The 12,570-nt window shown below is 68.6% G+C and carries 12 protein-coding genes; 3 read left to right on the top strand and 9 right to left on the bottom strand.

What is annotated here, in order from left to right:
- Positions 1 to 30: 30 nt before the first annotated feature.
- The 8 genes from ACFSGX_RS16460 to ACFSGX_RS16495 all read right to left on the bottom strand — a co-directional run bounded on the left by ACFSGX_RS16460 (position 31) and on the right by ACFSGX_RS16495 (position 8,037).
- Positions 31 to 1,467 (bottom strand): UDP-N-acetylmuramoyl-L-alanyl-D-glutamate--2,6-diaminopimelate ligase, encoded by a 1,437-nt coding sequence (locus ACFSGX_RS16460; protein WP_380931402.1) that lies wholly within the window; start codon positions 1,465 to 1,467, stop codon positions 31 to 33.
- A complete protein-coding gene (locus tag ACFSGX_RS16465; protein ID WP_380931403.1) occupies positions 1,454 to 3,166 on the bottom strand; it encodes a peptidoglycan D,D-transpeptidase FtsI family protein in 1,713 nt (570 codons plus the stop codon). Before ACFSGX_RS16465 ends, ACFSGX_RS16460 begins: the two co-directional genes overlap by 14 nt.
- A complete protein-coding gene (locus ACFSGX_RS16470) occupies positions 3,163 to 3,708 on the bottom strand; it encodes a hypothetical protein (RefSeq protein WP_380931404.1) in 546 nt (181 codons plus the stop codon). Before ACFSGX_RS16470 ends, ACFSGX_RS16465 begins: the two co-directional genes overlap by 4 nt.
- Positions 3,705 to 4,667 (bottom strand): 16S rRNA (cytosine(1402)-N(4))-methyltransferase RsmH, encoded by a 963-nt coding sequence (rsmH, locus tag ACFSGX_RS16475; protein WP_380931405.1) that lies wholly within the window; start codon positions 4,665 to 4,667, stop codon positions 3,705 to 3,707. The genes ACFSGX_RS16470 and rsmH overlap by 4 nt, the downstream gene beginning before the upstream one ends.
- Positions 4,664 to 5,176, bottom strand: coding sequence for a division/cell wall cluster transcriptional repressor MraZ (locus ACFSGX_RS16480; protein WP_157175953.1), 513 nt, complete (start codon positions 5,174 to 5,176; stop codon positions 4,664 to 4,666). The genes rsmH and ACFSGX_RS16480 overlap by 4 nt, the downstream gene beginning before the upstream one ends.
- Before the next feature lie 311 nt (positions 5,177 to 5,487).
- Entirely contained in the window at positions 5,488 to 6,555 is a 1,068-nt protein-coding gene (locus ACFSGX_RS16485; RefSeq protein WP_380931406.1) for a motility-associated ABC transporter substrate-binding family protein, read from the bottom strand.
- A 71-nt stretch (positions 6,556 to 6,626) separates the two neighbouring features.
- The gene (locus tag ACFSGX_RS16490) at positions 6,627 to 6,944 is read right to left on the bottom strand and encodes a hypothetical protein (RefSeq protein WP_380931407.1); all 318 of its coding nucleotides are present in this window, start codon (positions 6,942 to 6,944) and stop codon (positions 6,627 to 6,629) included.
- A gap of 100 nt (positions 6,945 to 7,044) precedes the next feature.
- A complete protein-coding gene (locus ACFSGX_RS16495; protein WP_380931408.1) occupies positions 7,045 to 8,037 on the bottom strand; it encodes a cysteine synthase A in 993 nt (330 codons plus the stop codon).
- A 174-nt stretch (positions 8,038 to 8,211) separates the two neighbouring features.
- Between ACFSGX_RS16495 and ACFSGX_RS16500 the strand changes: the two genes are divergently transcribed.
- From ACFSGX_RS16500 to ACFSGX_RS16510, 3 genes are all read left to right on the top strand, one after another.
- Entirely contained in the window at positions 8,212 to 8,589 is a 378-nt protein-coding gene (locus ACFSGX_RS16500) for a hypothetical protein (RefSeq protein WP_380931409.1), read from the top strand.
- A gap of 95 nt (positions 8,590 to 8,684) precedes the next feature.
- Entirely contained in the window at positions 8,685 to 10,874 is a 2,190-nt protein-coding gene (purL, locus tag ACFSGX_RS16505) for a phosphoribosylformylglycinamidine synthase subunit PurL (protein WP_380931410.1), read from the top strand.
- Between the two features lie 22 nt (positions 10,875 to 10,896).
- Positions 10,897 to 12,096, top strand: a complete 1,200-nt coding sequence (locus tag ACFSGX_RS16510; RefSeq protein WP_380931411.1) for a DUF418 domain-containing protein — start codon at positions 10,897 to 10,899, stop codon at positions 12,094 to 12,096.
- Here ACFSGX_RS16510 and ACFSGX_RS16515 read toward each other — a convergent pair.
- Positions 12,088 to 12,528 (bottom strand): Hpt domain-containing protein, encoded by a 441-nt coding sequence (locus ACFSGX_RS16515; protein ID WP_380931412.1) that lies wholly within the window; start codon positions 12,526 to 12,528, stop codon positions 12,088 to 12,090. The two genes, ACFSGX_RS16510 and ACFSGX_RS16515, sit on opposite strands and share 9 nt — an antisense overlap.
- Between the last annotated feature and the right edge of the window lie 42 nt (positions 12,529 to 12,570).

A 12,570-nucleotide genomic window follows, 5' to 3' on the forward strand; every position in this document is an offset into this window, starting at 1 on the left:
CCAAATCGAGCATATCAGGCGTCCGAAAACTCACGCCGCCCCCTCCCGAGCAACCTGCACATCATCGAACGGCAGCACCCGCACCGTATCGCCCGCGCCGACGATCTGCCCCTGCTCGTGCCCCTTGCCAGCCAGCAACACGACGTCATCCGCCCCCGCCGCCGCGATCGCCGCAAAGATCGCATCCCGCCGATCGCCGACCTCGATCGCGCCCGGCGCACCCGCTATGATCGCCGCCCGGATCGCCGCCGGGTCCTCCGACCGCGGATTGTCGTCGGTCACGATCACATAATCGCCACCCGCCACCGCGACGCGCCCCATCTCCGGCCGCTTGCCGGTATCGCGGTCGCCGCCCGCCCCGAACAGCACAATCAGACGGCCCTTCGTATGCGGGCGCAATGCCGCGATCGCCGCCTCCAGCCCGTCCGGAGTATGCGCATAATCGACATAGACCGGCGCTCCCGTCCGCGAAATCACCGCACGTTCCAGCCGCCCGCGTACCGGCGCCAGCCGCGCCAAGCCGGCCAGCACCGACCGCAGCTCCGATCCCGTCGCCAGCGCGAGCCCGGCCGCGGTCAGCGCGTTCGCCGCCTGGTACGCGCCGATCAGCGGCAGTTTGACGACATGCGTCGCCCCCTCCGCCGCGATCGTCAGCGTTTGCCCGAGCGCCGTCGGCACCCGCTCCACCAGCTTCAGCGTCTCACCATGCGCGCCCACCGTCACCACGCGCAGCCCGCGTTCGCGCGCAATCTCCGCCACCCGCGCCGACGCCGCATCGTCCGCCCACACCACCGCTGCGCCGTCCGCCGCCACCACTTCGGTGAACAGCCGCAGCTTGGCCTCGAGATAGGCCTCCATCGTCCCGTGATAGTCGAGGTGATCGCGCGTTAGGTTGGTGAACGCCGCCGCCCGCACCGGCAGCCCCTCGATCCGGTATTGCGAGAGCCCGTGGCTCGATGCTTCGAACGCCGCGTGGCTCACGCCCTCGCGCGCCAGACCCGCCATGTTCGACAGGAACGTCACGATGTCCGGCGTCGTCAGCCCGGTCGTCACGCGCTCGTCGCCGGTCGTCACGCCCAGCGTCCCGATCGACGCGGCGTGCCGCCCCTCCATGTTCCACAACTGGCGCAGCAGTTCGACGGTCGACGTCTTGCCGTTCGTCCCCGTCACCGCCACCGTAACGTCGGGAAACGGCGCGAAGAACCGCGCCGCGATCCGCGCGAACGCCCGCCGCGGCTCACCGTCCGCGATATGCACCGCGCCGGTCACGCTCGCCTCGGGCCGCGTCACCACCGCAATGGCGCCGGCCGCGATCGCCGCGTCGATATAGGCCTCGCCATCGAACCGCGCGCCGCGGAACGCACCGAACACGGTCCCCGGCGCCACCTTGCGGTGGTCGATCGCGAACCCCGTCACCACGACGTCGGCGGCGTCTCCCGCGCCTTCGATCAGATCATTCAACCGCATTCGGATTGGCACCCTTCGGTTCCCACAGCAACGGCAGCAGTTCGCTCTCGTCCACCTCGGCGCGGTCGTCCGGACGGATGCCCAGCATCGGGCCGATCCGCTGGACGACGCGGCTGATCACAGGCCCCACGGTCCACGCCGCGGTAGTGAAACCGAACGTATCGGCGGTGCCCTTCGGACTGTCCAGCATCGCGATCACGACGTAGCGCGGGCGGTCCATTGGGAACACTGCGGCAAACGTCGACACGTTGGTGTTGCGATCATAGCCGCCGACCTTCGGCTTCTCGGCCGTGCCCGTCTTGCCGCCGATCCGCAGACCAGGCGCGTCGGCCTTCCGCCCGGTCCCCTTCATCACCACCAGTCGCATCAGCTGCCGGATCCGGTCGCTCGTCGCCGGGCTGATCACCCGCCGGCCGGCCGGCACCGCCGAGCCTTCGCGCTTCAGCAGCGTCGCCGGCCGCCACACGCCGCCATTGACGATCGCGGCATAGGCGGATGCCAGGTGCAGCGGCGTCACCGCGATGCCGTGGCCGTACGCCACCGTCATCGTCGTGGTCCGTGCCCAGTATTTCGGCCACAGCGGCTTGGCGCGCCCGCCGACCTCGATATCGGCCGGATCGCCGAACCCAATCTTGCGGAAGAACGCCTGCGTCCGCGCGGGCCCCAGCTCGTCCGCGATCCGCGCCGTCGCGATGTTGGACGAATGGACCAGCAGCTCCGGCACGTTCAGCCAGCGGTTCTGCGGGTGATCGTCGCGGATATAGAACCCGCCGACCGCCAGCGCATGCGTCGCGTCGTACCGCTTGGACATCGACGTCACCACGCCGCTCTCGATCGCGTTCGCCATCGTCAGCATCTTGAACGTCGAACCCAGCTCGTACACGTTCGACACCGACTTGTTCAGCAGCAGCTCGTACGGCACGTTGCCCGTGCGGTTCGGGTTGAAGCTCGGCAGCGACGACATCGCCACGATCTCGCCCGTGTTGACGTCGAGCACCAGCCCGGTCGCGCCGATCGCGCTGTGCTTGGCCATGGCCGCGCCCAGCTCGGTCTCCATCGCCGCCTGCACCCGGCTGTCGATCGACAGCGCGACGGGCCGCCCGCGCAACGCCGGATCGCTCAACCGCGCATCCAGCACCTTTTCCATGCCCGACGCGGCATTGCCGTTCTGGTCGATCCAGCCGAGCACATGCGCGGCCAGCGACGCCTGCGGATACAGCCGCTCGGGCTCGCGCCGGAACTCGATCGCCGGCTCGCCCAGCGCGTTCACCGCCTTGACCAACTCAGGCACCGCACGGCGCGACAAATAGGCGAACTTCTTCGGCGACGTCAGGATCGCGAGATACTGTGCCTCGCTCTTCTGCGGCATCAATTCGGCCAGCCGGTACGCCAGCAGCGCCGGATCGCCGATCACCTTGTTCGGATGCACCGCGATCGACCAGGCGTCGATCGTCGTCGCCAGCGGCATGCCGTTCCGGTCAACGATATCGCCGCGGTCGGGCACCAATCCGCGCGGCGCCTTCAGCGCCTGCGGGCCATCGCTCGCCACGGCCAGCCACAGCAGCCGCGCGCCCACGATGCCGGTGACGAAGATGAACAGCAGCATCATCACCATCAGGCGGAAATGCGCCGTGGCGGTCGTCTGCTGCCGCTGGCCGGCGACGCGGACCCGATCCGTCCTGGCCGCCAGCGCGGTCATCGGGCGCGTTTCGCGGACGCTTCGTTCTTCGCCAGCGCGGCGAGATCATCGGCGAAGTCGGAACTGTTCAGCGCCACCTTCTGCGGCATCGCCGTCATCCCGCCCTTCGGCCGAACATAATTGGCGTGGCGCAGCGTCGGCACGCCCTCGGCCGCCTGCGGCTCGTTCCGCTGCGGCGTCGCGGCCGGGTACGAAACCTGCCGCGCCACAGACTCCGGAATGCCCAGATCCGGGGCGATTGCCGGCGCCGAAGGATGGTTGAAACTGGCCAGCTGAACCTCGCCGTCGATATACTGGCCGGACCGCGGCGCGGACAGCGCCAGCACGTCGGTGTTCCACCGTTCAAGCTGGCTCAACCGCCCGCGCGTCTCGATCTCGGTGCCCAGCCGGCGAATCTCGCGCTGCGACAGCAGGATGCGGTGCTCCACCTTCTCCAGCGCCTGACGCTCGCCCGCCACGCGCTGCGTGACGAGGTAGCAACCGAGCGCCGCCGTCGCGACCGCAGCCACCCAGCCCACCGACCGGAATCGCAAGACGTTCATGCGGAGATACCTTCGACTGGGGACCAGGGCGGCGATGCGGTGCGCTGTGCCACGCGCAACGTGGCGGAGCGCGATCGCGGATTGCGCGCGACCTCGGCCTCGTCGGCGCGCACCGGTTTGGCGACGCGTTCGAAACTCGGCGGCGTCGCGGCGGCGGCCTGCGGCATGTGGCGCGATCCGGCCGGCGTCGCCCCGCTCCGCTCGATCAGGAACCGTTTCACGATCCGGTCCTCGGTCGAATGGAACGACACCACCGCCAGCCGCCCGCCGGGCTTCAGCGCGCGCTCCGCCGCGACCAGCCCGTCGCGCAACTCATCGAGTTCGCGGTTCAGGTGGATCCGGATCGCCTGGAACGCCCGCGTCGCGGGGTCCTTCTTCTCGTGCGGCCGATGCCCCAGCGCGCGCCGCACGACGGTCGCCAACTCGGCCGTCGTGGTCAGCGGCCGCGCCGCCACGATCGCGCGTGCCACGCGCCGCGACTTGGGCTCGTCGCCATAATGATACAGTACGTCGGCGATCTCCGCCTCGTCGCTGTCGTTCAGGAATTCCGCGGCGGTCTGGCCCTCCTGGCTCATCCGCATGTCGAGCGGCCCGTCCGACTGGAACGAGAAGCCGCGCTCCGCCCGGTCGATCTGCATCGACGACACGCCGATATCGAACGTCACGCCGTCGACGCCGTCCACGTCGCGCGCCGCCAGCGCCGCGGTCATCGCGCCGAACCGGTCATGCACCAGCACCAGCCGCCCGTCGGCCTCTGCCACCAGCGCCGCGCCTTCCGATATGGCATCCGGATCGCGATCGAACGCGATCACCGACGCGCCGACGTCCAGCAGCGCACGGGTGTAGCCGCCCGCGCCGAACGTGCCGTCGACATGCCGCTCGCCCGCCACCGGACTCAGCCCCGCGATCACCGCGTCGAGCAGCACCGGCACGTGCGGCGCGATCACGACGTCGCTCATTTCCCGGTCCGTTCGGCAATCAGCGAATCGAGCATCCGGATCAGCCGCGGCTTGTCGGCGCGCGCCGTCCGGAACGTGTCCGGGTTCCAGATCTGGAACGTCTCGCCACCGCCAACGAACAGCGCGGTGTCGGTGATGCCCGCCGCACGCCGCATCGGCGCGGACAGCACCATGCGGCCGGCGCCGTCATAGGCGATCTGGGTCTTGGATCCGAACGCTTCGGCCATTTCGTCGTCCATGGCCTCCATCACGTCCACGTCCCCCATCGCCGCGACCTTGCGGCGGATATTCTCGTGCAGTTGTCGTGAGTAGGTCGGGTCGAATCCCTCCAGGCAGGGCAGCTTGGCGTGTTCGCCCAGCAGGATCAGCCGGTCGTCGGAACTGGCATCGCTCGAATCGCGCCGCACGCGGCGATCGATCACGCCGCGAAAGCTGGATGGCAGAGACACCCGCCCCTTCGCGTCGACCGCGTTCAGTATCCCGCCGTGGAAGAAATCGATGATTTCCACGCACTGACCCCGTTGGAAGCCACTCCGCGCCGCCGATCCCGAACGGATCGATTGGGCTCCGGTCACGTGAAGGCTTCCGTCCCTCACACCCACAGGGCGTATCAGGGGCATCCATGGGTTTCAATACCACTTCATGGTTTTGGGGTGTTGATGAATACCCCACAAACCCTGTGCACAACGCACAGCAAGCCACGCTATTCCGCCACGGTTCTATCTATGTTCCGGTATAAAGCCTGTGGATAACTTCAGGCACAACTATTTTGGCGAAATCTAACATATGGTTTTTCATGGTTCCGGTTGGCGCGTTGGCGCTACCGTATGGCTTCTGCCGCTACGGCCCCGCGCCATCGAACCGGTCGTGCCGGTGGTATGATTCTCCCGTGCCCGGCGATCAGCGCCGCGACGAACGCGGCATTGTCCGATCGCCGCCATGCCGGCCGCCATCCGCCCGCGCCATCGGTCCACAGCGTTGGGTCGAGCATGTCCGCGTCCGCCACCAGCACCGCCCGCCCGCGCCCCAGCCGACAGTCCGCAACCAGCCCCCCCGCCGAGATCCGGCAAGGCCCCGCCCCGGCTGCAACGAACCGCCCCGCCCCGTCCAGCACCAGCCGCCACCGCCGGCCGTCCCGAACGACGTCGCGCACGACGATCCCACGATCACCCGGCGTCAGCCGCAGCCCCCAGTGCAGCAGCAACGGCCCCAGCGTCCCGGTCCGCGGCGGTGCGGCCGGATCGCCAAGGGCATAGCGGCTCGGCCAGCGCAAATCGGGGTCAGTCAGGATCACCGCCCGCGCCCCGGCCCGGATCCGCGCATCGATCGCCACCAGACCTGCAGGCCCCGGCGACCGCGGCTGCACCAGCAGCAGGTCGTCGCCCGTCAACCGCGCCGCATCGTCGACCGCGATCAACCGGAACGCCCCGCCCAGCATCCGCCATGCCTCGCCCGGCCCGGACGACAGGTCGACACCCCCCTCCCCCCAACGCAGTGGCACCCCGGCCAACACGGCAACCCGCCGCCCCGTCCGCGTCTCGCCATCGCCCGCTGCGAACTGGGCATACCATCCGCCGGCCCCCGGGATCGCCAGCAGGACAACCAACCCGACCGCCGCCACCGACCGGCCCCGGATCGCCATGCCGGCACGCGCGACCAGATCGACCACCGCCGCAACAACCGCGGAGACAACCGCCGCGCGCAGGATCGCAGCACCGCCCCCGCCCAGCAAAACCGATTGCCCGAGCGCAGATCCCGCCAGCATCGCCGCATAACCTGCCGAGCGTGCCCATCGCGGAGACCGCGCGAGCACGACAGCGAGCACCGCCAGCAGCGCCGGCCCCCAGGTCAGCAGAATTCCGATCTCGACCCGGTCCGCCCGGTCCATCGCACGCAGACCGAGGAGACTGTCGACCGATGCCGCCGCAAGCCCGGCGACGATCGCGGATCGAACGCGAATCAGGGTACCGTTCGGCTCGCCGGCGGGCTCAGCACGGGCGCCGGCGGGCCCGGAATGATGACCGGCCGCATCTCGGGCGCAGCGATGTTGTTGACCTCGGTCGCCCCGCCCGGCGCGACGCCCAACTCGGCCAGCGGCTCCTTCGGGTTCGCCTCGGCATCGGCCGCCGCGGCGGCGACATTTCCGGCTTCGACGCCCGGCGCTCCCGGTCGCGTCACTTCATCCCCGCCGCTCGCCATCCCGAAAAACGCCGCAGCCAGCAATACCAGCAGGAAGACCACTGCCAGCCCCATCAATCCGATGCGTACCCTCTGCATCCGATCGTGCTCTCCACTTTGCCCGCAAAATGGGCGTCCGAAGTCCTCGATTTAGGGCACGGCCGCGTCATTGTCTAACCCACGAAGCCAGCCGGCCCGATCAAGCGCGGTCCGCCAGATAGTCCGGCACCGGCAGCCCCTTCGCCGCAAGCCAGACCGGATTGTACGTCGTGCTGAGGTACCGCATTCCCGAATCGCACAAAATGGTAACGATCCGGTGCCCCGGCCCCATCATCCGCGCCAGCCGCACTGCGCCGGCCACGTTGATCCCCGACGACAGCCCTATGCACAGGCCCTCACGCAGCAGGCCGAACACCTGCTCCAGCCCCTCCGTATCCGAAACGCGGAACTGCGTATCGATCGGCGCCCCGTCCAGGTTGGCGGTGATCCGGCTCTGCCCGATTCCCTCCGCGACCGAACTGCCCTCCGCACGCAGTTCCCCGCACGCATAATATTCGTACAGCGATGCGCCATAAGGGTCGGTCAACGCGATCGTCACGTTCTGCGACCGCTCCTTCAGACCCAGCCCGACGCCCGCAAGCGTCCCACCGGTCCCCACCGCGCAGGTGAAGCCATCGACCCGCCCCTCGGTCTGGTCCCAGATCTCGGCGGCCGTCCCGCGGATATGCGCCATGCGGTTGGCGAGGTTGTCGAACTGGTTCGCCCACAACGCGTTCGGCGTCTCCTCCGCGATCCGCCGGCTGGTGTGCACATAATGCGCCGGGTTCGAATAAGCGGTCGGCGGCACCAGCACGAGTTCGGCACCCAGCGCGCGCAACGTGTCCATCTTCTCGCGGCTCTGCGTCTCGGTCATCACGATGATCGTACGATACCCCTTGGCCTGCGCCACCAGGGCCAGGCCGATCCCGGTATTGCCGGCGGTCCCCTCCACGATCGTCCCGCCTGGCTGCAACGCACCGGAGGCCTCCGCATCCTCCACGATCGCACGGGCGGCACGGTCCTTCACCGACCCGCCGGGGCTCATGAATTCGCACTTGCCCAGGATCTCGCACCCCGTCGCGTCGCTCGGTCCGTTCAACCGGACGAGCGGGGTGTTGCCGATGAGCGAAAGTGTGTCGGGTCTGATAGCCATGGACGGCAGATAGGCCCTGCCCCGCGCCCGGCCAAGCCACCATGGCTTCCCCGCGCGATAGCCTCGCTCCGTGCTGCACCTGCGTCCGTTTCAGACCCAGATCGGGGCGGACGCGGCGTTTGTCGAGACGAAGACGCCTTGACGGGTCCTACCGCAACCGCGAAGACCATCGTCATGGCACGCATCATCCCCCTCGCCGCCGTTCTGGCATCCGCCCTCCTCGTCGGTTGCAATTCGCAGCCGGAGACCGTCTCGTCGGGCCCGACCGATCCGGACGCGGTCGCCGTCGCGAACGCGCCGAAGGTCTCGCTTCCGCCGTCGGTGAAGTCGAGCAAGGTCTATCGCTGCGCCGACAGCAGCCTGCTCTACGTCGACTTCTTCTCCGACGATCTCGGCGCGAACATCCGCACCGAAAGCGCCGGCACGAACACCAAGCTGACCGCACCGGCGGCCGGCGAACCGTTCGCAGGCGGCGGCTACACCGTGGCCGGCAATGGCGACACGGTGAAGATCACCACGCCGAAGAAGCCCGCGCAGACCTGCAACGCCTGATCGCGTCCGCCCCCTTCCTACGCGAAGGGGGCGTTATCGCCTGCGGTGCTAACTCCGCGGCTGACATTCCCTCCCGCCTCCGCTATCGGCGCGGCATGACCCAGACCAGCTCCGCCATCACCGACGCGACCGTGGCCGAACATGGCTTCTCGCCAGAAGAATATGAGCGCGTCCTGCACGCGCTCGGTCGCGAACCGAACCTGACCGAACTCGGCATCTTCTCGGTCATGTGGTCGGAGCATTGCAGCTACAAATCGAGCCGCCTCCACCTCCGCAAGCTGCCGACCACCGGTCCGCAGGTCATCTGTGGCCCCGGCGAAAATGCCGGCGTGGTCGATATCGGCGATGGCCAGGCCGCCATCTTCAAGATGGAAAGCCACAACCACCCGAGCTACATCGAACCCTATCAGGGTGCGGCGACCGGTGTCGGCGGCATCCTGCGCGACGTGTTCACCATGGGCGCGCGTCCGATCGCGAACCTCAACGCGTTGCGCTTCGGCCGTCCCGATCATCCGAAGATGCGCCACCTGATCGCCGGCGTCGTTGCGGGCATCGGCGGCTACGGCAACTGCGTTGGCGTGCCGACCGTGGGCGGCGAGGTGAACTTCCACCGCGCCTATGACGGCAACATCCTGGTCAACGCGATGACCGTCGGCGTCGCCGAAACCGCAAAGATCTTCTACTCCGCCGCCTCCGGGCTCGGCAATTCAATCGTCTATGTCGGGTCGAAGACCGGTCGCGACGGCATCCACGGCGCAACCATGGCCTCGGCCGACTTCTCTGAGGATTCGGAGGAGAAGCGCCCCACCGTCCAGGTCGGCGACCCCTTCACCGAGAAACTGCTGATCGAGGCCTGCCTCGAACTCATGGAGTCCGACGCGATCGTCGCGATCCAGGACATGGGTGCCGCCGGCCTCACCTCCTCCTCGGTCGAAATGGCGTCGAAGGGCGGCGTCGGGATCGAACTCGACATGAACGCCGTCCCCTGCCGCGAAACCGGCATGACGCCCTACGAGATGATGCTGTCCGAATCGCAGGAACGCATGCTCATGGTGCTGAAGCCGGGCCGCGAGGCCGAGGCCGAAGCGATCTTCACCAAGTGGGAACTCGATTTCGCCGTCATCGGCCGCGTCACCGACACCGGCCGCATGGTCCTGACCCACAACGGCGACACCGTCTGCGACATCCCGCTCGGCCCGCTCGCCGACGAAGCCCCGCTTTACGATCGCCCGCACGTCCCCACCCCCGCCCGCGCACCGCTGACCGACATGCCGGAGACGAGCGACCTTGCGGCCGACCTGCTCCGCATCATGGGATCGCCTGACATCGCCAGCCGCCGCTGGATCTGGGAACAATATGACCACATGGTCGGTGCCGACACCGTCCAGCGCCCCGGTGGCGACGCCGCCGTCGTCCGCGTCCACGGCACGCAGAAGGGGTTGGCGATCAGCACCGACTGCACGCCGCGTTACTGCTTCGCCGATCCGGTCGAGGGCGGGAAGCAGGCGATCGCCGAATGCTGGCGCAACCTGACCGCGGTCGGCGCGCTCCCGCTCGCCACCACCGACTGCATGAACTTCGGCAACCCGCAGCGGCCCGAGATCATGGGCCAGTTCGTCGGCTGTATCGAAGGGATGGCCGCCGCCTGCACCGCACTCGACTTCCCGATCGTGTCCGGCAACGTCTCGCTCTACAACGAAACCAAGCTCGACGACGGCAGCGGCTCGGCCATCTTGCCGACCCCCGCGATCGGCGGCATCGGCCTGCTCGCCGACTGGACCAAGTCCGCGACAATCGCGCTCAAGACCGCCGGCGACGAAATCTGGTCGATCGGTGAAGGCCCGGGGCACCTCGGCCAGTCGATCTGGCTGCGCGAAATCCATGGTCGCGAGGACGGCCCCCCACCGCCGGTCGATCTCACTGCCGAACGTGCGCATGGCGACGCGGTCCGCTGGCTGATCCTCGACGGTATCGCGACCGCGGTCCACGATCTGTCGGACGGCGGCCTGCTGGTCGCGCTGACCGAAATGGCGCTCGCCGGCCGCACCGGTGCAACGCTCGACGCCGCCCTCACCCCGGCCGCGGCCTTCGGCGAGGATCAGGCCCGCTACCTCGTCACGGTCGCCCCCGGCACGATGCCCAACCTCTCGGTCCCGGCCGCGCGCATCGGCACCGTCGGCGGCGACACGATCGCGCTGCCCGACGCCGCCGTCCCGCTCACCGCGCTCCGCCAAGCACATGAAGGGTTCTTCCCGCACCTGATGGGCGCGACCGTCCTCGCCTGATCCGGTGACGGCCGCGCAGTCCTTGCGGCCCGACGCCGAACGAATCGTCACGCTCGATGTCCTGCGCGGGCTGGCCGTCATGGGCATCCTGCTCATGAACATCGGCGGGTTCGCGCTACCCGAGGGGGCCTATTTCAACCCCGACGCGGTCGCGGTGCATGGCCCGGCCGACCGCCCGATCTGGCTGGCTCAGTTCGTGCTGATCGACGGCAAACTGCGCAACATCTTCTCGCTCCTGTTCGGCGCCGGCATCCTGCTGGTCATCGACCGCGCCATCGCCGCCGGCCGGGACGAGGGCGTCGTCCACATCCGCCGCATGGCCGTCCTCGCGCTATTCGGGCTCGCCCACGCCTACCTGCTGTGGTGGGGCGACATCCTGTTCCAATATGCCGTACTCGGCACGCTGGCCGTGTTCGTCGCGGACCGGCGCCCGGCCGCCTTGGTCCGCCTCGCGCTGCTCTGCCTGCTGCTCCACGCCATCCTGTCGGCCACATCGCTGTTCGGCCTTGCCTCACTCCGCGCCAACCCCGCCGACTGGTCGACCATCGCGCCACAGATCGGCGCGGTCGACCGCCCGGCCATCGCCGCCGAAATCCATCGCATGCACGGCAACTACCCCGCGCTGCTTCGCCACCGCATCACCGTCGATCTCGGACTACCGTTCGCGATGCTGATCGGCAACGGGCTCGAAACGCTCGGCATGATGCTGCTCGGCATGGCCGGCCTGCGCTCCGGCTTCCTGACCGGCGCCTGGTCGCGACTGCGATACCGCCAAATCGCGCTCGTCGGCTACGCCATCGCGCTCCCCGCGATGCTGCTGCTGGCCGGCTGGGCCATCCGGTCCGGCTTCGATCCGGTCGTGAACCTGGGCGTCACGACGGTCTGGTCGCTCCCGTTCCGGCCGCTGCTCGCCTTGGCGCATGTCGCGCTCGCGATGCTGATCGTCGGTGACGGGGCCGTGCGGACCCGGATCGCCGCGGTCGGCCGTGGCGCCTTCACCAACTATCTCGGCACCAGCCTGCTGATGACGACGCTCTTCTACGGCTACGGTTTTGGACTGTTTGGCCGGCTGGACCGGCTGCAACTGCTCGCCGTGGTTGTCGCCACCTGGGCGATCATGCTCCTCTGGTCGAAACCCTGGCTCGATCGCCATCGACACGGGCCACTCGAATGGGCGTGGCGTACGCTCGCCGGCACGTACCGCCAGCCGCGATCAGACTGACGCGCCCGGCACTCCCCGCCCGAACACCACTTTCCGTCCGAACCCCTGCGGCCGGCGCATCACGACCGAACTCGTCGCTTGGTTCAACAACGCCATGGTCGAAATGAACATCGGGCGCAGGCGCACGACCTCGCCCAGCAAGTCGTCGCACCCCTCGCGCCGCTCAAGACAGTCCCGTGCGGTTTCTTCCACATGTTCCGCCAGCGTCGCGAGCCCGCTTGCGCCGAGCTGGGCCGCATCGGCCTTCAGCGTGTGCGCCGGCATTACAAGCGACGCGACGGACCTTTGCCGCATCGCATCCTCGATCGCGGCGACCGATCGCGCGCCGTCTTCGCGGAAATAGCCAAGGATCCGGGCAAAGTCCGCGCCAAGTTCCACCTGCGCGCGGTGATAGGCGGTCCAATCCACGAGTGCGCCGTCTAGTTGTGACACGGCTTGCCCCCTGCTCGCGATCCGACCCGGATACTCAATACC

Source organism: Sphingomonas arantia, assembly GCF_042682045.1.
Classification (GTDB): domain Bacteria; phylum Pseudomonadota; class Alphaproteobacteria; order Sphingomonadales; family Sphingomonadaceae; genus Sphingomonas_R; species Sphingomonas_R arantia.